This window comes from Streptomyces europaeiscabiei (assembly GCF_036346855.1).
Lineage (GTDB): Bacteria > Actinomycetota > Actinomycetes > Streptomycetales > Streptomycetaceae > Streptomyces > Streptomyces europaeiscabiei.
Window position 1 is genome coordinate 6,625,565 of sequence record NZ_CP107841.1, and the last position, 24,771, is coordinate 6,650,335.

Consider the following 24,771-nt stretch of genomic DNA (forward strand, 5'->3'; position numbering starts at 1 on the left):
AATTACTTCCTAGCGTCTTCGGTGTGCCAGCAAGTGCTACGAACGGCCTGCGAGTCGCCGTACTCGCGGATTCCGACACCCGGTGGAAATGGGGCGCGCTCACCGCGACCCGTCTCGCTCCGGAGGATTCGGACATCCGCCTGGACGGCTACCTCCTGCGCGGCCGAGCCACCCCCACGGCCCGCCAGCTCCAGGAGGTCGGCGTCCGCCCCGACTCCCTGCGCGAGGTGACCGGCCTCGAGTTCCTGCGTGCCATGAAGGAGGAGTCGTACGACGTCGTCCTGCTCTCCCTGGTCGGCGGGGGCGTCCAGGCGATGCTGCACGGCCTGCGCCGGGCCTGGGACGGCCGGAGCGGGCGGCCCGTGGTCGTCACCGGTTACGTCGGTGTCGTCTACGAGAAGCTCGCCGACGGTCTGCTGCTGCGGCACGGCGCGGACCTCGTCCTCGCCAACTCCCGCCAGGACGCGGACCGGTTCCGGACCGTGTACGAGGGCGTGGGCGCCGACGCCTCCTCGGTCACCGAGGTCGCGCTGCCCTTCCTGGGCGGCAGGCCCTACGCCGGCGCCGAGGACCCGTCCGCGGAGCAGGGGCGCAGGCCCTACACGGTCGTCTTCGCCGTACAGCCGTCCGTCCCGGACAACCGCAGGGACCGTACGTACCTGCTGAACCGCATCGTCCGGCACGCGAAGCTGCACCCGGACCGTCAGGTCCTGCTGAAACTGCGCTCCAGGCCGGGCGAGCACACCACGCACATCGAGGAACTGCCGTACCAGAAGCTGGTGGAGCGGCTCCCCGGTGGCGCGCCCGCCAACTTCCGTCTGGTGTACGGGAACATGGGCGAGGTCCTCGACACCACCGACCTGCTGGTCACCATCAGCTCCACGGCCGCCCTGGAGTCGCTGCACCGCCGGATCCCCACCGTCGTCCTCACCGACCTCGGGATCCGCGAGACCCTCGGCAACCACCACTTCGTGGGCTCCGGCTGCCTCGCCTCCTGGGACCAGCTGGACGCCGGGTACGAGCCCGCGCCGGACCCGCAGTGGGTGGCCCGGCAGGGCGTCGTCGCCGGGGGCACCTCCCGGACGGAGTCCGGGGGAGGCTCGTACGCCACCGCCTTCGACGCGGCCCGCGACCGCATCGCCAAGCTGGTCGCGGCCGACGGACTGCCGCCCCTCGCGCCGTACTACACACCCGTCACCGCGCCCGGCTACCTGCCCGGCATCCTCGCCCGCCACCACCTCGGCCCCGACGGCGAACCGCTGCCCGGGGCGCCCGCCGCCGACAGGCAGGCCGGACCCGTACGGCAGATCGTGCGCCGGGCGGCGCGTGGCGCCTACCGCCACGGGGTGCAGCGCGTGGCACCCGTCATCCGGCGGATGGGGGAGCTGTGAGCCGCCGCCCGACCTCTTCGCACGCACCGCAAGGAGTCCCATCCATGTCCAACCCGGAAGCGGGCCGAGCGACTTCCGCACGCCGTGTGCTCGCCGTGATCCCCGCGCGCGGCGGCTCCAAGGGCGTCCCCGCGAAGAACCTGGCCCCCGTCGGCGGCGTTCCACTGGTGGCCCGCGCGGTGCGCGAGTGCCTCGCCGCCCGGCTGGTGACCGACGTCGTCGTCTCCACCGACGACCACGCCATCGCCGCCGCGGGCCGGGAGGCCGGAGCCGAGGTCGTGCTCCGCCCCGCCGCCATCGCCGGCGACACGGCGACCTCCGAGGCCGCCGTGCTCCACGCCATGGACGCCCACGAGGCGCTCCACGGTGCCGCTGTCGACGTCGTGATGCTCGTCCAGTGCACCAGCCCGTTCATCCTCCGCGAGGACATCGACGGCGTCGCCCGCGCGATCGTGGAACACGGCGCCGACACCGCCCTGACCGTCGCACCGTTCCACGGGTTCATCTGGCGCGAGACCGCGGACGAGTTCGCCGACGGCGAGGCGAGCCGGGCGGGGGCGGCGCTGGCGGGTGGCACGGCCGGATACGGCGGGTCCGCGCCGGCGCACGGCGCGCCCGTGGCAGCGGCCGACGGCGTGCGCGGCGAAGCAGTCGGTTCCCGCGCGGCCGCCGGGCTCAGCGCCGCGCCGACGCGGCAGTTCGGCGGCTCGGGCGGGGCGACCCGCGCCGATGTGGCGGCCGCCGACCACGCCTCGGTGACGAACGGCACCGCCGGGCTCGGCGAAGCCCCCGCCCGACTCGGCGAAGCCACCGCCGCGTCGGGCGCGGCCTCGGCCGTCGCTCTGGCGGGCGACGGCCATGCCACCCCCGGATCCACCGCCGGAGGCCACGGCGTGAACCACGACAAGTCGTTCCGCCCCCGCCGCCAGGACCGCCCGCAGGACCTGCTGGAGACCGGCGCCGCCTACGCCATGGACGCGGCCGGCCTGCGCAAGCACCAGCACCGCTTCTTCGGCCGTACGGAACTCGTCCGCACCGACCCCGCGCGGGTCCTGGAGATCGACGACCCGCACGACCTCGCCCGCGCCCAGGCCCTCGCGCCGCTCTTCGACGCGAACCGGCCCGGCGCCCTCCCCACCTACGACGACATCGACGCCGTAGTCCTCGACTTCGACGGCACCCAGACCGACGACAGGGTGCTGATCGACTCCGACGGACGGGAGTTCGTCTCCGTGCACCGCGGCGACGGACTCGGTATCGCGGCCCTCCGCAAGAGCGGCCTGACGATGCTGATCCTGTCCTCGGAGAAGAACCCGGTCGTCGCCGCCAGAGCCCGGAAACTGCAGATCCCGGTCCTCCACGGCATCGACCGGAAAGACCTCGCACTGAAGCAGTGGTGCGAGGAGCAGGGCATCGCGCCGGAGCGCGTGCTCTACGTCGGCAACGACGTCAACGACCTCCCGTGCTTCGCCCTCGTGGGCTGGCCCGTGGCGGTCGGCAGCGCCCACGACGTCGTGCGCGGCGCCGCACGCGCGGTCACCACCGTCCCCGGTGGTGAAGGCGCGATCCGGGAGATCGCCGGCTGGATCCTCGGTCCGTCTCTCGACTCTCTCGACCCCCTCGACAAGTAAGGAACCGGTCCCACCATGAGCACCAACTCCCGTCTGCGCACGTTCGGTTCGAAGACCGCCGGCCCCGGCCACCCCGTCTACGTCGTCGGCGAGATCGGCATCAACCACAACGGTGAGCTGGAGAACGCCTTCAAGCTGATCGACGCCGCCGCCGAGGCCGGCTGCGACGCCGTCAAGTTCCAGAAGCGCACCCCCGAGATCTGCACCCCCCGCGACCAGTGGGACATCGAGCGCGACACCCCCTGGGGCCGCATGACCTACATCGACTACCGCCACCGCGTGGAGTTCGGCGAGGACGAGTACCGCAAGATCGACGAGTACGCCAAGAGCAAGAACATCGACTGGTTCGCCTCCCCGTGGGACACCGAGGCCGTCGCCTTCCTGGAGAAGTTCGACGTCCCCGCCCACAAGGTGGCCTCCGCCTCCCTGACCGACGACGAGCTGCTGCGCGCCCTGCGTGGCACCAACCGCACGGTCATCCTCTCCACCGGCATGTCGACCCCGAAGCAGATCCGCCACGCGGTCGAGGTCCTCGGCAGCGACAACATCCTGCTCTGCCACGCCACGTCGACGTACCCGGCGAAGGCGGAGGAGCTCAACCTCCGCGTCATCAACACCCTCCAGGCCGAGTACCCGAACGTGCCGATCGGCTACTCCGGCCACGAGACGGGCCTGCAGACCACGCTCGCCGCCGTCGCCCTCGGCGCCACCTTCGTCGAGCGCCACATCACCCTCGACCGCGCGATGTGGGGCTCCGACCAGGCCGCCTCCGTCGAGCCGGGCGGCCTCACCCGCCTCGTCCGCGACATCCGCACCATCGAGGCCTCCCTCGGCGACGGCGTCAAGAAGGTCTACGACTCCGAGCTGGGCCCCATGAAGAAGCTGCGCCGGGTCTCCGGCGTCGTCGCCGAGGCGGAGATCGCGGTGGCGGCGGGCGAGCCGGTCGCGGTCTGAATCTCCTGCGATCCCTGACCACGGGTCTCCCTCACTACGGGACGGTCACACGTCGATGAGCCCCCGCGCCGGAACCGCCGGCCCCCACACTCTCGCCTTCGTCGAGAGCCCGGTACAGCTGCTGAACGTGCTGGAGTGGGCGCACGCCCACGCACTCCAGGACCCCGGCGCGGGCCCGCCCTTCGCGGCGACCGACGCGGGGCCCGCCCGGGCGTCCGGGGCCGGGCTCACCCTCGTGGTCCTGTCGCCCAACGACCCCATGACCCGGGGCCAGCTGCGCCGGATGGCGGAACTGGCCCGGGACGAGGGGCACGAGGTGCGCTGGGAGGAGGCCCGGGGCGGTACGACGGCCCCGTTCCACACCATCACCGGCCTGGCCCCGCTGTTGCGCAGGGCCAGGCGGGTGGTGATGGGCGACCCGTTCTCCCGCTACGTACAGCTCCTGCTGACCATCACCCGGGCCGAGGACCTGGTCGTCGTCGACGACGGCACCGCGACCATGGAGTTCGTCTCCCAGCTGGCCCGCGGCGAACGCCTCGTCCGCTGGCACCGCAAGGGCGGCCGCCCCGGCCCCCGTGACCTGATCTTCGCCCCGGTCTCCTCCAAGGCCCGCAAACGCCTCACCCCGACCGCCGGCAGAAGCGTCGAGGTCTTCTCCTCCATGCCGATCGACGAGAGTCCCGAGGGTGTCTCCGTCACCGCCAACGACTTCGCCTGGACCCGGGCCCGCTTCGGCCCGCCCCGCATCACCAAGGGCGCCGACCTCGTGGGTACGTCCCTCGTGGAGACCGGTGTCGTGGACGGCGGCCGCTACCTCGAAGCCGTCCGCTCCCTCGCGACGGTCCACGGCGCCACCCGCTACTTCGCCCACCGCCGCGAGAGCGCCGAGAAACTGCACACCCTCGCCGCGGAGACGGGCCTGGAGATCGTCCGCCCCGACCTGCCCCTCGAACTCATCGCCCGCCGGGGCCCCATCGGCCGTACGATCCTGAGCTTCCCCTCGACGGTGGTCCACACCCTGCCGCTCGCGCTCGCCGGAACGGACGTCCGCGTGGCGGTCTGCGACATCGACCCGAGCTGGCTGACGGAGAACGCCTCCCCCCGCGCACAGGGCTTCCTGTCCGGGGTCACCGGCACGGCACGGGACGTCCACCGCCTGTCGTCGGTGGCGCCGATCTGAGACGATCCTCGCCGCCGCTCCGCGTGCTCGGCTGCGTGAGCTCCGCTGTGCGTGCTCGGCTCCGGGTGTTCCGCTCCGGGTGTTCGCTCTGGGAGCGTCCGAAGCTGTCGCTTCCCCGGTCGGCCCGCGCCTGTCGTGCCGCGTGGCTGGGGAAGGCGAAGTGGCCTCACCTGCCGCTGGTGGCCGGCGTCGTCATCGCCGCCCTCGGCATGAAGAAGACCCTCCAGCAGGTCGCCGACACGGACCACTACGGACCGGCCGAGCCCCTCCACTCCATGCCCGCCTGGGCCCTGGCCGGCGGCGCGGGCCTGTTCCTGCTCGGCGCCGCCGCGATCCTGCTCCGCACCACGGGCCACCGCGCTCCGGTGCTGATCGTCGGAGGCGTGGCGTGCGTGGCGGCGGGCCCGCCGATCGCCCTCGTCCCGGCCCTGGTGGCGCTCACGGCCCTGGCCGCCACGATCACCGCCCTGCTGTTCCTGCACGGGCGCACATCGCACGGGCGTACGGCCCACAGGGCCGCCGCCGACTGAGAGGCACCGGACGGCGCCCATGCGCCGGTCGCCCGTCCGCCGGCCCCGCGCCCCCCACCGCTCCCGTGATCCCTGTCACCACCGCCACCCCCACGCCACCCCACCCGCACCCCGTGGCCCCGACACCCGGTTCACACCCGCAACCGCAGGCCAACACGGCCCTGCCTCCCCGGTGAGCCGCCTCGCCGACCACCCCGTCGAAGACGGGGCGTGACCGAGTCGTCGCGCGGCGGTGGTGATTCCGGGACGGCAGGACGGCGCGGACGTGGTATCCGTGGAGTGTGGGAATCGGCCGGGTACCCCCGGACGTTTAGACGATGGGATTCGCGGGCAACCCCGGCGCTCCCTTCTCCGAGGTCAACCTGCCCGCGAAGAGGCGGACGGGTATACCCATCCCTGCCAATACGTATGCGTCGTGCGACCGGAAATCTTCCCCTCACGGGCTGATTTTTTGTTGATCGAGGGTGAGAAGGTCGCCCGATCGCCCTACCCTTCAGAGGGTGAACCGACTGATGTCCCGAGAGTCCGAGGCAGATCTGCCAGGGGAAGCCGAAACATCGCTCCCCGGCACGTTGCCGGAAGCCCTGCGTGCCGAACTCGTCGCCTTCCGCCGCGACTTGCACATGCACCCGGAGCTCGGCAACCAGGAGTTCCGTACGACCGCCGCGATCAAGGCCCGCCTGGAGAAGGCAGGCCTCCACCCGCGCGTACTCGACAGCGGAACCGGACTCATCTGTGACATCGGCGAGTGGAACGGCCCCGACAGCTCCGCGCTCGCCCTGCGCGCCGACATCGACGCCCTGCCCATCCCGGACACCAAGGTGGACTGCGACTACCGCTCCACCGTCCCGGACCGCGCCCACGCCTGCGGCCACGACGTGCACACCACCGTCGTCCTCGGCGCCGGTCTCGTCCTCGCCGAGCTCCACCGCCAGGGCCAGCTGCCCCGCCCCGTCCGGCTGATCTTCCAGCCCGCCGAGGAGGTCCTGCCCGGCGGCGCCGCCGACGTGATCAGGACCGGCGCGCTCGACGGTGTCGGCCGGATCATCGCCGTGCACTGCGACCCGAGGGTCGACGCGGGCTTCATCGGCCTCCGCCACGGCCCCATCACCTCGGCCTGCGACCGGCTGGAGCTCTCCCTGGACGGGCCGGGCGGCCACACCGCACGCCCGCACCTCACCACCGACCTCGTCACCGCCGCCGCCCGGGTCGTCACCGACGTGCCCGCGCTGGTCGCCCGCCGCTTCGACGCCCGCGCCGGGCTCGTCGTGACCTGGGGCCGCATCGAGTCGGGCCACGCCCCGAACGTCATCCCGCAGCACGCCGAGCTGTCCGGAACGGTCCGCTGCCTGGACATCAACGCCTGGCGGCAGGCCCCCGACCTGATCCACGAGGCGGTCCAGGAAGTCGCGGTCATGCACCGCGCCAAGCCCGAGATCAACTACATCCGGGGCGTCCCGCCGGTCGTCAACGACCCCGTCGTCACCGAACTGCTGCACGACTCCATGGTCGCCCGCCGCGGCGTCAAGTCCGTCGAGGACACCGAGCAGAGCCTCGGCGGCGAGGACTTCTCCTGGTATCTGGAGCACGTTCCCGGCGCCATGGCCCGCCTGGGCGTCCGCCGTCCGGGCGATCTCACTGTCCGCGACCTCCACCAGGGCGACTTCGATGCCGACGAGCACGCCATCACCGTGGGCGTGGAACTCTTCACGGCGGCCGCCCTCCTGGACGCCCGCATGCGCGTCCTCGACACGGCCGGCCGGTAACCGCACTCCGGTTGCGCCCGGCACGGCCTCGCGGCAGCGTGGTGCGCGTGTCCGTACGAACACCGTACGGGGCGCGCACCTTCACGCTGAAGTCACCCCATGTACACGGAACGCGAGGGGCAGGAGAGGCACTGTGTCCGACACATCCCTTTCGATCCCATGGTTCACGAGGACGTAACGGCCACCGGCACGAATGGATAACGGCCAGTCGAAACCCCGTTCCCAGGAGGGTCTACGCGCGTTAATGTGCGCCGAACTGAGCACCCGGTCGCGGGGCTTTGGAGAAGATGGGGAACTTCAAGATGCGTCGGATTTCCAAACTGACCCGCGTCGCGGTGGGGGTCGCGTCGCTGGCGCTCGCCGCCACGGCCTGTGGTGGTACCAGCAGCGAGAGCAGCAGCAGCGGCAGCGAGACCAGCAAGGGCGAAAAGGGTCTCGCGATCGCGTACGACATCGGCGGCAAGGGCGACCAGTCCTTCAACGACGCCGCGTACGCGGGCCTGGAGAAGGCTCAGAAGGAATTCGGGTACAAGACCGAGGACATCGAGCCCACCGAGGGCGAGACGGACGCCGACAAGCAGCAGCGTCTTGAGTCCCTGGCCAAGCAGGGCTACAACCCGGTCATCGGCGTCGGCTTCGCCTACGGTCCCGCCATGGAGGCCGCGGCCAAGCAGTTCCCGAAGACCAGCTTCGGCATCGTCGACTCGGTCGTCGAGGGTGACAACGTGGCGTCCCTCGTCTTCGCCGAGCAGGAGGCCTCGTACCTCGCCGGTGTCGCGGCCGCCAAGGCCACCAAGACGAACACCGTGGGCTTCGTGGGCGGTGTCGACATCCCGCTCATCCACAAGTTCGAGGCCGGCTACAAGCAGGGCGTCGAGGACACCAGCGGTGGCAAGGTCAAGGTTCTCTCCCAGTACCTGACCCAGACCGCCGAAGAGGGCGGCTTCTCCAGCCCCGACAAGGGCAAGGCCGCCGCCGAGGGCCAGATCGAGAAGAAGGCCGACGTGCTCTACGCGGCCGCCGGTCTGTCCGGGCAGGGTGTCATCGAGGCCGCCGCCGCGGCCAAGGTCTGGGCGATCGGTGTCGACTCCGACCAGTACAACCAGGAGGCCCTGGCTTCCTACAAGGACTACATCCTGACCTCCGCCCTGAAGGACGTCGGCGGCGCGGTCTACGCCCTCGCCAAGTCCGTCGAGGACGGCAAGCCCCTCACCGGTGTCCAGACCTTCGACCTGAAGGTGGACGGCGTCGGCCTCGCGGACTCCAACCCGAAGATGGCCGAGATCGCCGGCCTCTCGGACGCGGTCGCCAAGGCCAAGAAGGAGATCATCGACGGCACCATCAAGGTGAAGACCGAGTAGTCGTCGGTCTCCGAGTGCCAAGAGGCTCCGAGTGACCTGAAGCGGGCGGGTGCACCTGTGCACCCGCCCGCTTCACGTGTGCGCCGGTTCAGGGCCGCTGTAGGCCGGTCGGGGCCGCCCCGCCCGCCTCGGGCGCGCGGGGCGCGCCTCTGCGGCCCCGCCGCAGAGGCGCGACCAGCCACAACGAACCCGCACCCCACACTCCACCCCCAACACCCCGGACCACCACCGGGCGAACCTTGCGACACGGCCCCATAACAACGTGGTCCACCGGGGTTTCCCGCAAGGTCTACGCGCGTTACTCTGCGGCGAAAGCCATACAAGGCGCCGACGCAGTGAAGCACTACTGAGCAGTACCCCCGGCGCTGTACGACAGGAGCACCACACATGCGCCGGGTTTCCCGCACAGCGGTCGCAGGCGCAGCGACCGTTTCTCTCGCCCTCGCTCTCTCCGCCTGCGGCGGCACCTCGACGGAGGCCTCGTCCTCCGCCGACGCCAAGGGCGACATGGGCCTCGCCATCGCGTACGACGTCGGCGGCAAGGGCGACCAGTCCTTCAACGACGCCGCGTACGCGGGCCTGGAGAAGGCGGAGAAGGAGTTCGGGTACAAGACCGAGGACATCGAGCCCACCGAGGGCGAGACGGACGCGGACAAGGAGCAGCGCCTGGCCTCCCTGGCCAAGCAGGGCTACAACCCGGTCGTCGGTGTCGGCTACGCGTACGCGACGGCCGTGAAGGCCGCCGCCGAGCAGTACCCGGACACCACCTTCGGCATCGTGGACGACTCCACCGTCCAGCTGAAGAACGTCGCGGACCTGGTCTTCTCCGAGGAGCAGGCCTCGTACCTCGCGGGCGTCACCGCGGCCAAGAGCACCGAGACCAACGTCGTCGGCTTCGTCGGCGGCGTGGACATCCCGCTGATCCACAAGTTCCAGGCGGGCTTCGAGCAGGGTGTCAAGGACACCAACCCGAAGGCCACGGTCCTCACCCAGTACCTCACCCAGACGGCCGAGGAGGGTGGCTTCTCCAGCCCCGACAAGGGCAAGACGGCCGCCGAGGGCCAGATCGAGAAGAAGGCCGACGTGATCTACGCGGCCGCGGGTCTCTCCGGCCAGGGCGTCATCGAGGCCGCCGAGGTCGACCAGATCTGGGCGATCGGTGTCGACTCCGACCAGTACAAGCAGGAAGCCCTGGCGAAGTACAAGGACTTCATCCTCACCTCGGCGACGAAGGACGTCGCCAAGGCGGTGTACAACCTGGCGAAGTCGGTCGAGGACGGTAAGCCCGAGACCGGTATCGTCAGGGGCGATCTGAAGACCGGCGAGGTCGGCCTCGCCGACTCCAACCCGAAGTTCAAGGACGACACCGAGCTCCAGGAAGCCATCAGGACGGCCAAGGAGAAGATCATCAGCGGCGAGATCAAGGTCAAGACCAGCTGATCCAGGTCGAGACCTGCTGACCCAGCTACACCACGAGCAGCCGGGTGGCCCCGGGGGAGTTCAGGCAAACCCGAGGCCGCCAGTAACCGCGGGGTTACGTCCGCTCAACGGGGTACGGGGAGTATCGCTCCCTGTACCCCGTTGTCACGGTACGTCGCCGCCCGCTTTCGATGCCGTAGGGGCGCTACGCGCGTAGACGACCCCCTTTCCCAGGAGAGTGCGCCATCAACGCGTCCAGCAGCCCTCCGGCCGACGTGGCGGTCAACGGTCAGGTGACCGCCGTCGAACTCGCCGGGATCACCAAGCGATTTCCCGGAGTCGTGGCCAACCACGACATCCACCTCACCGTGCGCAAGGGCACCGTCCACGCCCTCGTCGGGGAGAACGGCGCCGGCAAGTCGACCCTGATGAAGATCCTCTACGGCATGCAGAAGCCGGACGAGGGCACCATCGCGGTCGAGGGCGAGCAGGTCTCGTTCTCCTCCCCGGCCGACGCCATCAGCCGCGGCATCGGCATGGTCCACCAGCACTTCATGCTCGCCGACAACCTCACGGTCCTGGAGAACGTGGTCCTCGGCAGCGAGAAGCTGTACGGCATCGGCGCCAAGGCCCGCCGCAAGATCATGGAGATCTCCGACCGGTACGGCTTCGGGGCACGCCCCGACGTCCTGGTCGAGGAACTGGGCGTCGCCGAGCGCCAGCGCGTGGAGATCCTCAAGGTCCTCTACCGCGGTGCCCGCACCCTGATCCTGGACGAGCCGACCGCCGTGCTCGTACCGCAGGAGGTCGAGGCGCTCTTCGCCAACCTGCGCGAGCTCAAGACGCAGGGCCTGGCGGTCATCTTCATCTCGCACAAGCTGGGCGAGGTCCTGTCGGTCGCCGACGAGATCACGGTCATCCGGCGCGGCACGACGGTCGGCACGGCCGTCCCCTCCGAGACCACTCCGCGTCAGCTCGCCGAACTGATGGTCGGCAGCGAGCTGCCCACCCCCGAGACGGCCGAGTCCACGGTGACCGACCGCCCGGTCCTCACCGTCAAGGACCTCCGCCTGGAGGCCGTCGGCGGCAAGGCGCTGCTCGACGACATCACCTTCACCATCCACGCGGGCGAGGTCCTCGGCCTCGCCGGTGTCGAGGGCAACGGCCAGACCGAGCTGGTCGACGCGCTGATCGGCCTGAAGTCCGCCGACTCCGGCACGATCGCGCTCGCCGACGACGAGATCACCACCTGGCCCACCCGCAGGCGCCGCGAGCAGGGCGTCGGCTACATCCCCGAGGACCGCCACCGGCACGGTCTGCTCCTGGAGGCCCCCCTCTGGGAGAACCGTATCCTCGGCCATGTGACCGAGCGGCCCAACGCCAAGGGCGTCTGGCTCGACCCGAAGGCCGCCCAGGAGGACACCCGCCGGATCGTCGCCGAGTACGACGTCCGCACCCCCGGCATCGACGTCACCGCCGCCTCCCTCTCCGGCGGCAACCAGCAGAAGCTGATCGTCGGCCGCGAGATGAGCCACAAGCCGCGCTTCCTGATCGCCGCCCACCCCACCCGCGGTGTGGACGTCGGCGCGCAGGCCCAGATCTGGGACCAGATCCGCGAGGCCCGCCGCGAGGGCCTGGCCGTGCTGCTGATCTCCGCCGACCTGGACGAGCTGATCGGCCTGTCCGACACCCTCCGGGTGATCTACAACGGCAAGCTGGTCGCCGACGCCGACCCGGCCACCATCACCCCCGAGGAGCTGGGCTCGGCCATGACCGGCGCCGCCACCGGCCACCTCGAACACGAAGAGACCCCCGAGACCTCGGCGGACACGTCCGAGTCCGAGGAAGACGAGGCCCGCTGATGAAGAAGTTCGACAGGGAGCGCGTGCTCCTCGCGGTGGCCGGCCCGGTCCTCGCGCTCGCCGTGGCCTTCGCGCTGACCGCGATCGTGCTGCTCGCCTCCGGCAAGAACCCGGTCGAGCCGTTCTCGATCATGTTCGAGCAGGCCTCGTTCTCCGACATCCAGGTCCGGATCATCAACCAGGCCTCGCTGTACTACATCGCGGCCCTCGCGGTGGCCATCGGCTTCCGGATGAACCTGTTCAACATCGGTGTCGACGGCCAGTACCTGCTCGGCGCCATGATGGCCGCGATCGTCGGCGCCCACGTCGACCTGCCGGGGTTCCTCCAGATCCCGCTGCTGATGCTCACCGCGATCCTCACCGGTGCCTTCTGGGCCGGCATCGCCGGTGTCCTCAAGGTCACCCGGGGCGTCAGCGAGGTCGTCGCGACGATCATGCTGAACGCGATCGCCACCTCCGTCATCGGCTACCTCTGGCTGCCGAACGTCTTCGGCGTCAAGGTCGGCAACAACAACACCACCGGCGAGATGGCCGAGTCCGGCTGGGTGCCCGGCATCGACATCGGCGCGGCCGGCGAGATCTACGGCCTGGTCGTCCTCGCCGTGCTGCTCGGCATCGGCTACTGGATCGTCCTCAGCCGCACCCGCTTCGGCTTCGACCTGCGTGCCTCCGGTGCCTCGGAGACGGCCGCCGCGGCCAGCGGCGTCGACCCGGGGCGCATGGTGCTCACCGCCATGCTGATCTCCGGCGGCATCGCCGGCCTCGCGGGTCTGCCCATCCTGCTCGGTGACACCCACACCTACAGCCTCAACTTCCCCACCGGCATCGGCTTCCTCGGCATCGGCATCGCCCTGCTCGGCCGCAACAGCCCGGTCGGCATCGCCTTCGCGGCCCTGCTGTGGGCCTGGCTCGACAAGGCCTCGCCCGAGCTGGACTTCCACGACTACGACAAGGAGATCGCGGTCATCATGCAGGGCCTGATCGTGCTCTCGGTCGTCGTCAGTTACGAGACCGTGCGCGAGTGGGGCCTGCGCCGCCAGCAGCGCCGGGTCGGCGCCGAGCTCGCCGCGGGCCATGTTCTCGGTGGTCTGGGCGCGGAAGCCTCCGACAACAACAACGTCAAGAAGGAGGTGGCGGGCCGATGACCACGAGCACCACCGCGACCGACGTCAACCAGCCCTCGCTGCAGCCGGCCGCCCCGACGGGCCGCAAGCTGTCGCTGCCCGTGCTGCTGCTGGTCATCGCCGGTGTCCTGGCACTCACCTCGATCGTCCGCATCATCACCGGCGCCGACGGCATCACCAACGTCAGCCAGATGTCCACCGCGCTGGAGCTGGCCGTCCCGATCGGCCTCGCCGGTCTCGGCGGTCTGTGGGCCGAGCGCGCCGGCGTCGTCAACATCGGCCTCGAAGGCATGATGATCCTCGGCACCTGGTTCGGTGCCTGGGCCGGCTTCCAGTACGGCCCGTGGACCGGTGTCCTGGTCGGCATCGCCGGCGGCGCGATCGGCGGTCTGCTGCACGCCTTCGTCACCGTCACCTTCAACGTCAACCACATCGTCTCCGGTGTGGCCATCAACATCCTCGCCCTCGGCGCCACCCGCTACCTCGCCCCCCTCGCCTTCGAGGGCCACCAGGGCGGCTCGGCCAAGCAGTCCCCGCCGGTCGACTCCCTCGGCCAGTTCACGGTGCCAGGGCTATCGGACGCGCTCCAGACCCTCAACGAGAAGGGCTGGTTCTTCGTCTCCGACCTCGCCGGCCTGCTCGGCGGACTGGTCACCGACGTCTCCTGGCTGACCCTCGTCGCCGTCGCGCTGATCCCCGCCACCTGGTGGATCCTGTGGCGCACCGCCTTCGGTCTGCGCCTGCGCTCCTGCGGCGAGAACCCGGTCGCCGCCGAGTCCCTCGGCGTCAACGTCTACAAGTACAAGTACCTCGCCGTGATCATCTCCGGCGGTCTGGCCGGCCTCGGTGGCGCCTTCCTCGCCATCGTCGCCAACCCCTTCTACCTGGAGGGCCAGACCAGCGGCCGCGGCTACATCGGTCTCGCCGCGATGATCTTCGGCAACTGGATGCCGGGCGGCCTCGCCCTCGGCGCCGGCCTCTTCGGCTACACCGACAGCCTCAACCTGCGCGGCGGCTCCGAGAACGTCCACGCCCTGCTGCTCCTCGGCGCGCTGCTGCTGGTCATCGGCGCGATCTGGCAGGCCGTCCGCAAGAAGTACGTCTCGGCCGCGATCACCTTCGTGATCGGTGCCCTGGTCTTCACCTGGTACGCGACCACCAACGAGGTCCCCAACCAGGTCGTCGCCGCCACGCCGTACGTCATCACGCTGATCGTCCTCGCGCTCTCCGCCCAGCGACTGCGGATGCCGAAGGCGGACGGCCTGCCGTACCGGAAGGGACAGGGCAAGTGACCGCCGTCGACTGGGCCGGGCTCCGTACGGTGGCCCGGGACGCCATGTCCCGGGCGTACGCCCCGTACTCCGGCTACCCGGTCGGCGTCGCCGCCCTCGTCGACGACGGCCGCACCGTCTCGGGCTGCAACGTCGAGAACGCCTCGTACGGCCTCGGCCTGTGCGCGGAGTGCGGCCTGGTCTCGGAGCTGCACCGCACGGGCGGCGGCCGTCTCACGCACTTCACCTGTGTGGACGGCAAGGGCGCGATCCTCGTCCCGTGCGGCCGCTGCCGACAGCTGCTGTACGAGTTCGGTGGCCCGGACCTCCTGCTGGAGACCCCGGCGGGAATCGTCCCCCTCTCGGAGATGCTGCCCCAGGCCTTCGGTCCGGACCATCTCACCAAGTGACTCCCGTGCGGCCCCTCTGAGTTGCTCAGGGGGGCCGCACACGTTCGAAAACCTCGAAAAGGAAAGCCATGACGTCTCTGTCGATGGATGCCATCTCCGTCATCCGCACCAAGCGGGACCGCGGCGAGCTCAGCGACGAACAGATCGACTGGGTCATCGACGCCTACACCCGGGGCGAGGTCGCCGACTACCAGATGGCCGCCCTCAACATGGCGATCCTCCTCAACGGCATGGACCGCCGTGAGATCGCCCGCTGGACGGCCGCGATGATCGCCTCCGGCGAGCGCATGGACTTCTCGTCCCTGTCCCGCCCCACCGCCGACAAGCACTCCACGGGCGGCGTCGGCGACAAGATCACCCTCCCCCTCGCTCCCCTGGTGGCGGCCTGCGGCGCGGCCGTCCCCCAGCTCTCGGGCCGCGGCCTCGGCCACACCGGCGGCACCCTCGACAAGCTGGAGTCCATCCCGGGCTGGCGCGCCCTCCTCTCCAACGAGGAGATGCTGAACGTCCTTGACGAGGTGGGTGCCGTCATCTGCGCGGCGGGCGACGGCCTGGCGCCGGCGGACAAGAAGCTCTACGCGCTGCGGGACGTGACGGGAACCGTGGAGGCGATCCCCCTGATCGCCTCCTCCATCATGTCGAAGAAGATCGCCGAGGGGACGGGCTCCCTGGTCCTGGACGTGAAGGTGGGCACGGGAGCCTTCATGAAGACCATCGAGGACGCCCGTGAGCTGGCGTCGACGATGGTGGGCCTCGGAACCGACCACGGCGTGAAGACGGTCGCCCTCCTGACGGACATGTCGACCCCCCTGGGCCTGACGGCGGGCAACGCGCTGGAGGTCCGCGAGTCGGTCGAGGTCCTGGCCGGCGGCGGCCCCGCGGACGTCGTCGAGCTGACGATCGCCCTGGCCCGCGAGATGCTCGACGCGGCCGGCGTGAAGGACGCAGACCCGGCGAAGGCGCTCGCCGACGGCTCGGCGATGGACGCCTGGCGCCGCATGATCGCCGCTCAGGGCGGTGACCCCGACGCCGCACTGCCGACCTCGCGCGAGCAGCATGTGGTGAAGGCGAGCGCCTCCGGCGTCCTGACCCGCCTCGACGCGTACGACATCGGCATCGCCGCCTGGCGCCTCGGAGCGGGCCGCGCCCGCAAGGAGGACCCGGTCCAGGCCGGCGCGGGCGTCGAGATGCATGCCAAGCCCGGCGACACGGTCACGGAGGGCCAGCCCCTCCTCACCCTGCACACGGACACCCCGGAGCGCTTCGAGTACGCCCTGCAGGCCGTGGAGGGGTCGTACGACATCGCGGCAGCGGGCACGGAGTTCACCCCGACCCCGATCGTGCTGGACCGGATCGCCTGAGGCAGAGCTGACCGGACCGTCCGGTCGACCCACGGCGGGTGTGGTCGCCCACCGCGATGAGTTCCGGGATTCCGCCCGGTCTACCGATCGTGGACGCGACGACACCCGCCGTACTCGTGCTGCCAGGCCCCGTCACCCGGAACGAGGTGCCTCGGCTCTGTGCCGAGGTACGAGCGCGACTGGAAGGGACCGGGGCCGGGGTGGTGGTGTGCGATGTCGCCGGGATCGGCCCGCCGGGCCTGGGCGTCATCGACGTACTGGCCCGGTTGCAGCTCGCCGCGAAACGGGCCGGGGGCCGGATACGGCTGCGGGACCCCGACCCGGCGCTGTGCGCGCTACTGCGGCTGGTCGGGCTCGCCCTCGATGTGGAGGGGCAGGCCGAAGAGGGGGAACCAGCGGGCGGTGTCCAGGAAGCAGTGGAATCCGGCGATCCGGCCCTCTGAGATCTCCAGCGCCTGCACGGCCCACGCGCTGAAGCCGCCCTTCTCCGGGTCCGGCTTGTACTGCGCGAAGCCCGGCAGGCCGTTCACCGCGACCGGCACGAGGTGCGAGCCGGCACAGGCCGCGCCGAGCGTGGTCATGAACCCGGTGATGTCGCCCGTCCCGGTCAGCCACAGGTCGAACGGCGGCATCGTCATGACCGCGTCCTCGTGCAGCAGGGCCGTCAGCGCCGCCATGTCGTACCCCTCGAAGGCGGCCACATAGCGCTCAAGCAGCTTCTGCTGCTCCTCGTCCAGCGGGTCGGAGACATCGGCAGCCGCGACCTGCCCGTCACCCTCGGCGAGGGTCGCGCGGGCCCGCTGCAGGGCGCTGTTCACCGAGGCCACGGACGTGTCGAGCAGTTCGGCGACCTCGCTCGCCCGCCACGCCAGCACCTCACGCAGGATGAGCACCGCACGCTGCTTGGAGGGCAGCTTCTGCAGCGCCGCGACGAACGCCAGCCGCACGGACTCCTTGGCCACGGCGGCCTCCGCCGGATCGGCGGTCGTCGGCAGCACCCGGGCGTCCGGCACCGGCTCCAGCCAGGTGTTGTCGGGCCGGGGGGACAGGGCGGCCTGGGCCAGGGGCGTCGAGTCGGTGAGATCCATGGGCCGGGCCCGCTTGTTCCCGGCGGTCAGCATGTCGAGACAGACGTTCGTGGCGATCCGGTAGAGCCACGACCGCAGCGAGGACCGCCCCTCGAACTTCTCATAACTCCGCCAGGCGCGGATCATCGTGTCCTGCACGGCGTCCTCCGCCTCGAAGGACGAGCCCAGCATCCGGTAGCAGTACCCGGTCAGCTCGACCCGGTGCTTCTCCAACCGGACGTCGAGATCCGCCGTAACTGTCGCCGTACCGTCACCCATGGCCAACCCACCCCTGTGGCGTACCTGTGCGTACCAACACCTCGGAAGCTACCGCAGCCCACTGACAATGGCCTGGGGAAGGAAGGAAAGGGCAGGTCAGGGAGTTGTGCGCAGTTCCCCGCGCCCCTTCGGGGGCGCGGGGAACTGCGCGAGCGACCACGACGGACCCGCAGGTGGGGGCCAAAGGGGCGCAGCCCCTTGGGATGGGAAGGGGCGGGGCGGCGGGGGCGAGGAAACGAGCTCAGTGAACCGGCACCGGCCCCCGCCGAGCCGCACGGGACCCCACCACGGTGATCGCCACAACCCCCAGCACGGCCAGCAGCCCCATCGAAACGGTCCCGCCCCAACCCCCCGCATGGAAGGCCACCGCCCCGAGCGTGCTCCCCGCACTGGACCCCACGTAGTACGCCGACTGATACAGCGCGGACGCCTGCGCCCGCCCCTCCTTCGCCGTATGACTCACGGACGACGAGGCGACCGCATGCCCCGCGAAGAACCCGGCAGTGATGAGCACCAGGCCCAGCAGCACCAGCACCAGCGAGTCGGACAGCGACACCACCAGCCCGGCGGTCGTCGTACCACCCGCGAGATACAGCGCACCCCGCCGCCCGAGCCGCCCCGCCAGCCTCCCGGCGGTGGACGCCGACACCGTACCCACCAGGTACACGAGGAAGATCGACCCGATGACTCCCTGCGGAAGGGAGAAGGGCGCGTCGGCCAGCCGGTAGCCGATGACCGTGTAGACACCGCCGAAGACCGTCATGAACAGCGCACCGATCGCGTACAGCCGGCACAGCAGCGGATTCCCGAGGTGCGCCCGCACCGTCCGCCCCAGCACCCGCGGCCGCAGCGACCCCGCCACGAAGTGCCTCGGCGCCGGCAGCAGCAGCCGGAAAGCCACCGCGCACCCCACCGCGATCACCCCGAGCACCGCCAGCGCGACCCGCCAGCCCCACTCCTGAGCGACCCAGCCGGTGATGACACGGCCGCTCATGCCGCCGACGCTGTTGCCGGCGACGAAGAGCCCGATCGCGGTGATGAGGGCCCTGGGACGGACCTCCTCGGCGAGGTACGCGGTCGCCGAGGCCGGCACCCCGGCCAGCGCGGCGCCCTGTACGGCCCGCAGCACCACCAGCGCCCCCAGCGAGGGCGCGAAGGGGATCAGCAGCCCGACCGTCACGGCGACCGCCAGCGATGCCGTCATCAACGTACGCCGCCCGAACCGCTCCGACAGTGCGCTCATCGGCAGCACGAACAGCGCCAGCGCACCGGTCGCCGCCGACACCGTCCAGCTCGCCGCACTCGCCGTACTTCCGAAGCCGTCCGAGATCAGCGGCAGCAGGGCCTGCGTGGAGTACAGGAGGGCGAAGGTCGCGACACCCGCGAGGAACAGCGCCAGACTCATCCGGCGGTAGCCGGGCCCACCGGGGGCCACTCGGGAGTCGGCGGTGTGGATGCGGTCGGACGTGGCTGGTACGGCGCCCACGGTGGTGGACGCCTCGGTACTGGCGGAAGGCATGCCTCGAAACTACGTACGCCGCCACTCATCCGTCCAATGCATGGAACCCCCATAATCGTTCCCGTGATGCATGAGCAGAGGTCAGAGCCGCGCCTGTCACCGTCCGGTGACACAGGAGACATCGACAGCATCGAGGACATCGTCCTGCGCCTGGCCCCCCGCCTCGCCTACTTCGCCGGAGTCGCCCGCACCGAGCACGTCACCCGGGCCGCACAGGAGATGCAGGTCCCGCAGTCGACGCTGTCGCGGGCGATGGTCCGCCTCGAACGGGACCTGGGCGTCGACCTGTTCGCCCGCCGGGGGCGCACGGTCTCCCTCACCCACGCCGGCCGCACCTTCCACGCCTCCGTGGAACGCGCCCTCGCTGAGATCGAGCGCGCCGCCGACGAGGTCCGCGCCGACGCCGACCCCGCCACCGGCAAGGTCGCCTTCGGCTTCCTGCACACCATGGGCGCCGAGACCGTCCCCGGCCTCCTCCAGGCCTTCCGCGCCGAGCACCCCCGTGTCCGCTTCAGCCTCGTCCAGAACTACGGCGAGGCCATGCTCGAACGCCTGCGCGCCGGCGAACTCGACCTCTGCCTCACGTCCCCCGTCCCGGACGCCCCCGACCTGGTGGCCCGCCGCCTCGACGAACAGAAGCTCCGCCTCGTCGTCCCCGCCGGCCACCGCCTCGGCGCCCGCAGACGCGTCCGCCTCGCCGAGGCCGCCGACGAAACCTTCGTCACCCTCGAACCCGGCTACGGCATGCGCCGCATCACCGACGACCTCTGCAAGGAGGCCGGCTTCAAGCCCCGTATCGCCTTCGAGGGAGAGGAGGCGGAGACCCTACGGGGCCTGGTGGCGGCAGGGCTGGGCGTGGCCCTCCTCCCACCCCCGGCCGTCCCCAGGCCGGGCGTGGTCGAACTGACGGTCACCTCCCCGAGGGCGGCCAGGGAGATCGGCGTGGCGTGGCTCGACGGCCACCCGGACACACCCCCGGTGGCGGCCTTCAAGAAGTTCCTGCTGTCGAGAAGGGGCAACCTGCTGCCGGACTGAGCGGCAACAGACCCGGCGGCGCGGGGAACCGCGCGACAAGCCCCCGCCGACCCGCAGCCGCGCCACGAACCTCAGACGCGTCTGCGCGAGCGGGCCGTTCCGAAGCCGGAGGCGAGCGGCATACGCAACCCCAACGGCGGCGGAGCCGCAAGCGCGTCCTCCACCGGCCGCGCGAACGCCCTGCCGAACAGCACCCCCATCACAAAATCCGAAGCCAACGCATGCACCTCGTCCCGGTACTGCGTCAACCCGTGCCGATCCGCGTGCACCTCGAACCGGCAGATGTCGGGGTTCGTCTTCTTCGCCCGCGCCGCGAACCGGAACGACAGCTCGGGATCCACCCGCTCGTCGTTCGTCCCGTGCACGATGAGCACCCGCCGCCCCGACAACTGCTTCACCGGTTCGGGCGGCGCGGCCACATTCTCCTCGGGCAGCCAGGGGGCTATGGCCAGCACGGAGTTGACGGCCTCGTGCCCACCCGCGTGCAGCGCGGCCCGCGCCCCCATGTGGAGCCCGGCGAGACACACCGGCACGTCTCCGTACCGCCGGACCACCTCGTCCGCGGCCCACTCCGCGTCCCGTGCGAGCCGCGCCTCCGTGCCGTTCCAGCCCCGGTAGCGGTAGTGCACGACATGGGTCGCCAGCCCCTCCGTACGGCCGGCGCGGGCGAGCCGGCGGCCGAGGGCGCGCACGGAGGCCGTGGCCATCATGGGGGAGGGTCTGCGGGTGGATGCCTCGTCACCGGCCGGGAGCAGCAGAACGACTCCGCTGACCGTGCTCGGCTCCGGGCCGATTGTCCGCCCAAGTCGGGGCGTACGGACCGGCATTGCTTGCTGCGCCATGACAGAACAGTGTCAGAAGACATGGTGTACGCCACCCGTCCTGTGGGTCACCGTTGGATATCGACGGGATTATCCGGCAGGCGCTCTACGCGCGTAGGATATATCGTGCGAAAATGACGAACCAGACCGACCCGACCGGTAACACCCCGGACTCGGACCAGATCCGCCGGGCGCCCAAGGTTCTGCTGCACGACCACCTCGACGGCGGCCTGCGCCCCGGAACCATCGTCGAACTCGCCCGCGACAGCGGTTACGCCCAGCTCCCGGAGACCGACGCCGACCGGCTCGGCGTCTGGTTCCGCGAGTCCGCCGACTCCGGCTCGCTGGAGCGGTATCTGGAGACCTTCTCCCACACCGTCGGCGTCATGCAGACCCGTGACGCGCTGTTCCGGGTCGCCGCCGAGTGCGCCGAGGACCTGGCCGCGGACGGCGTCGTCTACGCCGAGGTCCGTTACGCCCCCGAACAGCACCTCGAAGGCGGGCTCAGTCTCGAAGAGGTCGTCGAGGCCGTCAACGAGGGCTTCCGGGAGGGCGAGCGGCTGGCCAGGGCCGACGGCCGCCGCATCCGCGTCGGCGCCCTGCTCACCGCCATGCGGCACGCCGCCCGCGCCCTGGAGATCGCCGAACTCGCCAACCGCTACCGCGACCTCGGCGTCGTCGGATTCGACATCGCGGGCGCCGAGGCCGGCTACCCGCCCACCCGCCACCTCGACGCCTTCGAGTACCTCAAGCGCGAGAACAACCACTTCACCATCCACGCCGGGGAAGCCTTCGGACTCCCCTCCATCTGGCAGGCGTTGCAGTGGTGCGGCGCCGACCGGCTCGGCCACGGCGTCCGCATCATCGACGACATCCAGGTCCACGAGGACGGCTCCGTGAAGCTCGGCCGCCTCGCTTCCTACGTCCGCGACAAGCGCATCCCGCTGGAACTGTGCCCCAGCTCCAACCTCCAGACCGGCGCAGCCCGTTCGTACGCCGAGCACCCCATCGGGCTGCTGCGGCGACTGCACTTCCGGGCCACCGTGAACACCGACAACCGGCTGATGTCGCACACGAGCATGAGCCGTGAATTCGAGCATCTAGTCGACGCCTTCGGCTACACGCTCGACGACATGCAGTGGTTCTCGGTCAATGCTATGAAGTCAGCATTCATTCCTTTCGATGAACGACTGGCCATGATCAACGACGTCATCAAGCCCGGATACGCCGAGTTGAAATCCGAATGGCTGTTCCGGCAAACAGCCTCCACCAGCGGTTCTGTCGACGAAAAGAGCTGAACGGCGACTTCGGGAAGCGGTCACGCGGACGGCGACGCGGCCGCTTTTCGATGTTTGCCTCCGGCGGGACTTTGGTGTTTACGTTTCGGCACCGCTCACCACCCGTCAAACGCATTCCAAGGACGCATTCAACATGAAGCAGTCTGCTGCCAAGACCCTCGGTGTCGCCGTCGCCGGTGCCGCCATCGCCGCTGCGGGCGCGGGCGCCGCGAACGCCGCTCCGAGTGCTCCCGAGGCCTCCCAGGCCGTCGGCACCGTCACCCAGGCGCTGCCCGTGGAGAACCTCACGAAGGCGCTGCCGACCGTCACCGGCGCTCTCGCCCAGGGTCAGAGCGCGCTCGGCGCCGGCCTGGAGGCCGCACAGCCCGCCGCCGCCAACGTCCTCGCCGAAGGACCCACCGCCCCCGTCGCCGGACTGCTCGGCGGCCTCCCCGTCGGCAAGACCCTCCCCGCCAAGGGCCTCGGCGTCAACGGTCTGCCCCTCGGCGGCGGCCCCGCCGCCTGAGGCGGACCACCACGCCCGACGGGGCGCACCCCTCGAAGGGTGTGCCCCGTCGGTGTGCGCGTCACCGGGTCGTGCGCGTCACCAAGCCGTGCGGGCCTTGCCCTCGGAGGGGAACAGGATCCAAAGGGCTATGTAGAGCAGGAACTGCGGGCCGGGAAGCAGACACGACACCAGGAAGATCACGCGCATCGTGGTCGCGGAGGTGCCGAAGCGCCGTGCCAGCGCAGCGCACACTCCGCCGATCATCCGGCCTTCGGTGGGGCGGGCAAGGCGGCTCATGAGGGCTCCTTCGTCAGCGTAGGACGCCGGCCGCGGGCCGACGGTGGGGCGAGGCCTTCCGACGGCCACCGCTCTCATTTCCACACCTTCGACGCTACGGTGACGAAGCGGACGAAGCGTCCCTCTACGGAGCCATCCCGACCCTGGGAATCGTCGGGGTCCGACCCTGAGACAACTCCTCCCGACGCAGATGCGCCGCCCGCACCCGGGTCTCCGCCCTCCGCCGCAGCGCCGACCTGACCACCGGCACCAGCGCGACATGGGCGAGTCCCACCCCGACCGAGTTCAGCAGGATCGAGTCGATGTCGACGACCTGCCCCGGCACCCCGGTCTGCAACAGCTCGATGGCCAGCGACAGCAGCGCCCCGGCCGCCACCGACCGGGCCAGCGATGCGAGCGGCGACACGGCCAGTCTCCCGTGCACCATCGGCAGCAGGACGCCCAGCGGAGCGAGCAGTGCCAGCCCCTCACCGATCCGATGGGCCGCCTCCGGCCACCCCAGGGTCAGATCCGCTCTGATCCCCGCGAACGGCCGCAGATTCGCTGGACTCATCCAGGTGACGTCCAGCGGACGCAGCGTGATCCAGGCAACGACCGCGAGATGTACGGCGAGGAGAACACCCCCCGCCGCACGGACACGGACATCGGCGCTACCGCCGTTCGTACCTTGAGGCTGCACGCCCCCCAAGACGCGGCCCCCGGCACGATCGGTTCCGCTGTGTTTTTCGGGGCTCGGTTCGCCGCCGGGGCGCAGAAGCCTGTGTCGAGAGCGCGACCGTGCTCGACCCCTCCTTCGTCGGGGCCTCCGCGCGCTCGCGCTCTCGACACAGGCGCGCCCCTTTGGCTCACTCCCCAACTCCTCTGCAGTGATCCACGCAGTGGACGTCTGCAGTGATCCGGGCAGTGGGCGTCTGCAGTGATCCGGGCAGTGGGCGTCTGCAGTGATCCGGGCAGTGGACGTCTGCAGTGATCCGCGCAGTGGGCGTCGCGCGGGCGGATCACGGGCTGGGGAACCCCTCGATACTCCCGTTCAGGAGCCGTTGACCTCCGTCGAAGGCGGGTTGCCCGCGCCCGGGGACGTCTGGGTCTCCGGCGCGCACTCGTAGCGCCGTAGCGACTCGGCGCTCGTGCTGCCCAGTACCACCGAGCCGTTGTCGCCGGCGGCCGCGGAGTCGGCGAAGGTGCAGACGAGCTGGGCGAGGGCGTACCTGGGGAGGGAGCCGGGGGCGGTGGACAGGCGGAGGGCGTCCTCGGGGTCTCCGGGGGCGGGGCCCGTCACCGTGAGGCCGGCCGGGACGGCGGTGCTGTAGCCGGCCTCGTCCTCCACGTGGCTGGGGTCGCCGGCCAGGGCGTCCAGCAGACCCTGTGCGACGACGACGCGCCGCTGGGCCTCCTGGGTGCCCTCGGCGACCTCCACGGAGCGGTTGACCCGCACGAGCGCCCCGGAGCACAGGAGGAACACCTCGACCGGCATGCCGGAGGGGGTCGCCTGTGTCGAGATGTCCGTCACCGACAGCTCGCACGGCACCATCGAGGGCGCCGGGCCGAAGTCCGTCGGCACCTGCGTGGCCCGGATCCCGCAGCCGGTGAGCAGCCCGGCCAGCGCGCCGGTCGCGGCCAGGACCCGTATGCCTCGCGCGCGTGAGCCCCGCACGAGTACGTCCGGCACTCGCACGCCCTGGATTCCCCCGTCTTCCCGTTCTCGTGA

Annotated in this window: 23 protein-coding genes; 17 read left to right on the forward strand and 6 right to left on the reverse strand. The window is 70.8% G+C overall.

The genetic code is table 11. The features are described from left to right. The first annotated feature begins 23 nt into the window (after nucleotides 1-23). The 14 genes from OG858_RS29060 (at nucleotide 24) to OG858_RS29125 (ending at nucleotide 16,703) form a co-directional block, all read left to right on the forward strand. Complete coding sequence (locus OG858_RS29060) at nucleotides 24-1,391, forward strand: DUF6716 putative glycosyltransferase (RefSeq protein WP_319265905.1); 1,368 nt, start codon at nucleotides 24-26, stop codon at nucleotides 1,389-1,391. Between the two features lie 44 nt (nucleotides 1,392-1,435). Continuing rightward, complete coding sequence (locus OG858_RS29065; protein ID WP_086753605.1) at nucleotides 1,436-3,022, forward strand: N-acylneuraminate cytidylyltransferase; 1,587 nt, start codon at nucleotides 1,436-1,438, stop codon at nucleotides 3,020-3,022. 15 nt (nucleotides 3,023-3,037) lie between these two features. Continuing rightward, on the forward strand, nucleotides 3,038-3,976 hold the full coding sequence (locus tag OG858_RS29070; protein ID WP_086753607.1) for an N-acetylneuraminate synthase family protein: 939 nt from the start codon (nucleotides 3,038-3,040) through the stop codon (nucleotides 3,974-3,976). Nucleotides 3,977-4,031: 55 nt separating this feature from the next. Further along, nucleotides 4,032-5,156: a hypothetical protein gene (locus tag OG858_RS29075; RefSeq protein WP_319269099.1), complete on the forward strand. Its 1,125-nt coding sequence runs from the start codon at nucleotides 4,032-4,034 to the stop codon at nucleotides 5,154-5,156. 65 nt (nucleotides 5,157-5,221) lie between these two features. Further along, a complete protein-coding gene (locus tag OG858_RS29080; protein WP_327745883.1) occupies nucleotides 5,222-5,686 on the forward strand; it encodes a low temperature requirement protein A in 465 nt (154 codons plus the stop codon). Between the two features lie 512 nt (nucleotides 5,687-6,198). Beyond that, nucleotides 6,199-7,452 carry an amidohydrolase gene (locus OG858_RS29085; protein ID WP_037694462.1) on the forward strand — a complete coding sequence of 418 codons (1,254 nt, stop codon included), beginning with the start codon at nucleotides 6,199-6,201 and terminating at the stop codon, nucleotides 7,450-7,452. A 302-nt stretch (nucleotides 7,453-7,754) separates the two neighbouring features. After that, nucleotides 7,755-8,813, forward strand: coding sequence for a BMP family lipoprotein (locus OG858_RS29090; protein WP_086747455.1), 1,059 nt, complete (start codon nucleotides 7,755-7,757; stop codon nucleotides 8,811-8,813). A 387-nt stretch (nucleotides 8,814-9,200) separates the two neighbouring features. Continuing rightward, entirely contained in the window at nucleotides 9,201-10,253 is a 1,053-nt protein-coding gene (locus tag OG858_RS29095) for a BMP family lipoprotein (protein WP_319319989.1), read from the forward strand. A gap of 272 nt (nucleotides 10,254-10,525) precedes the next feature. Next, nucleotides 10,526-12,094 (forward strand): ABC transporter ATP-binding protein, encoded by a 1,569-nt coding sequence (locus OG858_RS29100; RefSeq protein ID WP_319319992.1) that lies wholly within the window; start codon nucleotides 10,526-10,528, stop codon nucleotides 12,092-12,094. Then, nucleotides 12,094-13,239: an ABC transporter permease gene (locus OG858_RS29105; RefSeq protein WP_086749328.1), complete on the forward strand. Its 1,146-nt coding sequence runs from the start codon at nucleotides 12,094-12,096 to the stop codon at nucleotides 13,237-13,239. The genes OG858_RS29100 and OG858_RS29105 overlap by 1 nt, the downstream gene beginning before the upstream one ends. Next, nucleotides 13,236-14,510: an ABC transporter permease gene (locus tag OG858_RS29110; protein WP_086749327.1), complete on the forward strand. Its 1,275-nt coding sequence runs from the start codon at nucleotides 13,236-13,238 to the stop codon at nucleotides 14,508-14,510. The genes OG858_RS29105 and OG858_RS29110 overlap by 4 nt, the downstream gene beginning before the upstream one ends. Then, nucleotides 14,507-14,899 (forward strand): cytidine deaminase, encoded by a 393-nt coding sequence (locus OG858_RS29115; protein WP_086749326.1) that lies wholly within the window; start codon nucleotides 14,507-14,509, stop codon nucleotides 14,897-14,899. Before OG858_RS29110 ends, OG858_RS29115 begins: the two co-directional genes overlap by 4 nt. A gap of 77 nt (nucleotides 14,900-14,976) precedes the next feature. Then, nucleotides 14,977-16,260: a thymidine phosphorylase gene (locus OG858_RS29120; protein ID WP_327726067.1), complete on the forward strand. Its 1,284-nt coding sequence runs from the start codon at nucleotides 14,977-14,979 to the stop codon at nucleotides 16,258-16,260. Between the two features lie 56 nt (nucleotides 16,261-16,316). Beyond that, nucleotides 16,317-16,703, forward strand: coding sequence for an STAS domain-containing protein (locus OG858_RS29125; protein ID WP_086749325.1), 387 nt, complete (start codon nucleotides 16,317-16,319; stop codon nucleotides 16,701-16,703). Here OG858_RS29125 and OG858_RS29130 read toward each other — a convergent pair. Next, nucleotides 16,596-17,606, reverse strand: coding sequence for a sigma-70 family RNA polymerase sigma factor (locus OG858_RS29130; protein WP_086749324.1), 1,011 nt, complete (start codon nucleotides 17,604-17,606; stop codon nucleotides 16,596-16,598). The two genes, OG858_RS29125 and OG858_RS29130, sit on opposite strands and share 108 nt — an antisense overlap. Before the next feature lie 241 nt (nucleotides 17,607-17,847). Further along, entirely contained in the window at nucleotides 17,848-19,125 is a 1,278-nt protein-coding gene (locus OG858_RS29135) for an MFS transporter (RefSeq protein WP_327744902.1), read from the reverse strand. Nucleotides 19,126-19,191: 66 nt separating this feature from the next. Here OG858_RS29135 and OG858_RS29140 point away from each other — a divergent pair, with 66 nt between their 5' ends. Continuing rightward, nucleotides 19,192-20,160 carry a LysR family transcriptional regulator gene (locus OG858_RS29140; protein WP_046706680.1) on the forward strand — a complete coding sequence of 323 codons (969 nt, stop codon included), beginning with the start codon at nucleotides 19,192-19,194 and terminating at the stop codon, nucleotides 20,158-20,160. Nucleotides 20,161-20,231: 71 nt separating this feature from the next. Here OG858_RS29140 and OG858_RS29145 read toward each other — a convergent pair whose 3' ends face one another. Beyond that, nucleotides 20,232-21,002, reverse strand: a complete 771-nt coding sequence (locus OG858_RS29145; RefSeq protein WP_086752654.1) for a prolyl oligopeptidase family serine peptidase — start codon at nucleotides 21,000-21,002, stop codon at nucleotides 20,232-20,234. 113 nt (nucleotides 21,003-21,115) lie between these two features. On the opposite strand from OG858_RS29145, the gene OG858_RS29150 reads away from it, so the two are divergent. Continuing rightward, nucleotides 21,116-22,279 (forward strand): adenosine deaminase, encoded by a 1,164-nt coding sequence (locus OG858_RS29150; RefSeq protein WP_086752652.1) that lies wholly within the window; start codon nucleotides 21,116-21,118, stop codon nucleotides 22,277-22,279. A gap of 133 nt (nucleotides 22,280-22,412) precedes the next feature. Further along, on the forward strand, nucleotides 22,413-22,784 hold the full coding sequence (locus OG858_RS29155; RefSeq protein WP_086752650.1) for an ATP-binding protein: 372 nt from the start codon (nucleotides 22,413-22,415) through the stop codon (nucleotides 22,782-22,784). 78 nt (nucleotides 22,785-22,862) lie between these two features. On the opposite strand, the gene OG858_RS29160 is transcribed toward OG858_RS29155, so the two are convergent. The 3 genes from OG858_RS29160 to OG858_RS29170 form a co-directional block, all read right to left on the reverse strand. Next, entirely contained in the window at nucleotides 22,863-23,063 is a 201-nt protein-coding gene (locus OG858_RS29160) for a PspC domain-containing protein (protein WP_037694490.1), read from the reverse strand. Nucleotides 23,064-23,187: 124 nt separating this feature from the next. Continuing rightward, entirely contained in the window at nucleotides 23,188-23,742 is a 555-nt protein-coding gene (locus OG858_RS29165; protein WP_086752656.1) for a VanZ family protein, read from the reverse strand. A 351-nt stretch (nucleotides 23,743-24,093) separates the two neighbouring features. Beyond that, nucleotides 24,094-24,738 carry a hypothetical protein gene (locus OG858_RS29170; RefSeq protein WP_406198642.1) on the reverse strand — a complete coding sequence of 215 codons (645 nt, stop codon included), beginning with the start codon at nucleotides 24,736-24,738 and terminating at the stop codon, nucleotides 24,094-24,096. Between the last annotated feature and the right edge of the window lie 33 nt (nucleotides 24,739-24,771).

Coding starts and splice junctions, on each gene's coding strand:
- OG858_RS29065 (WP_086753605.1), top strand. CDS start 1,436: ATGTCCAACCCGGAAGCGGGCCGAGCGACTTCCGCACGCCGTGTGCTC.
- OG858_RS29070 (WP_086753607.1), top strand. CDS start 3,038: ATGAGCACCAACTCCCGTCTGCGCACGTTCGGTTCGAAGACCGCCGGC.
- OG858_RS29075 (WP_319269099.1), top strand. CDS start 4,032: ATGAGCCCCCGCGCCGGAACCGCCGGCCCCCACACTCTCGCCTTCGTC.
- OG858_RS29085 (WP_037694462.1), top strand. CDS start 6,199: ATGTCCCGAGAGTCCGAGGCAGATCTGCCAGGGGAAGCCGAAACATCG.
- OG858_RS29090 (WP_086747455.1), top strand. CDS start 7,755: ATGCGTCGGATTTCCAAACTGACCCGCGTCGCGGTGGGGGTCGCGTCG.
- OG858_RS29095 (WP_319319989.1), top strand. CDS start 9,201: ATGCGCCGGGTTTCCCGCACAGCGGTCGCAGGCGCAGCGACCGTTTCT.
- OG858_RS29105 (WP_086749328.1), top strand. CDS start 12,094: ATGAAGAAGTTCGACAGGGAGCGCGTGCTCCTCGCGGTGGCCGGCCCG.
- OG858_RS29110 (WP_086749327.1), top strand. CDS start 13,236: ATGACCACGAGCACCACCGCGACCGACGTCAACCAGCCCTCGCTGCAG.
- OG858_RS29125 (WP_086749325.1), top strand. CDS start 16,317: ATGAGTTCCGGGATTCCGCCCGGTCTACCGATCGTGGACGCGACGACA.
- OG858_RS29130 (WP_086749324.1), bottom strand. CDS start 17,606: ATGGGTGACGGTACGGCGACAGTTACGGCGGATCTCGACGTCCGGTTG.
- OG858_RS29135 (WP_327744902.1), bottom strand. CDS start 19,125: ATGCCTTCCGCCAGTACCGAGGCGTCCACCACCGTGGGCGCCGTACCA.
- OG858_RS29140 (WP_046706680.1), top strand. CDS start 19,192: ATGCATGAGCAGAGGTCAGAGCCGCGCCTGTCACCGTCCGGTGACACA.
- OG858_RS29145 (WP_086752654.1), bottom strand. CDS start 21,002: ATGGCGCAGCAAGCAATGCCGGTCCGTACGCCCCGACTTGGGCGGACA.
- OG858_RS29150 (WP_086752652.1), top strand. CDS start 21,116: ATGACGAACCAGACCGACCCGACCGGTAACACCCCGGACTCGGACCAG.
- OG858_RS29155 (WP_086752650.1), top strand. CDS start 22,413: ATGAAGCAGTCTGCTGCCAAGACCCTCGGTGTCGCCGTCGCCGGTGCC.
- OG858_RS29160 (WP_037694490.1), bottom strand. CDS start 23,063: ATGAGCCGCCTTGCCCGCCCCACCGAAGGCCGGATGATCGGCGGAGTG.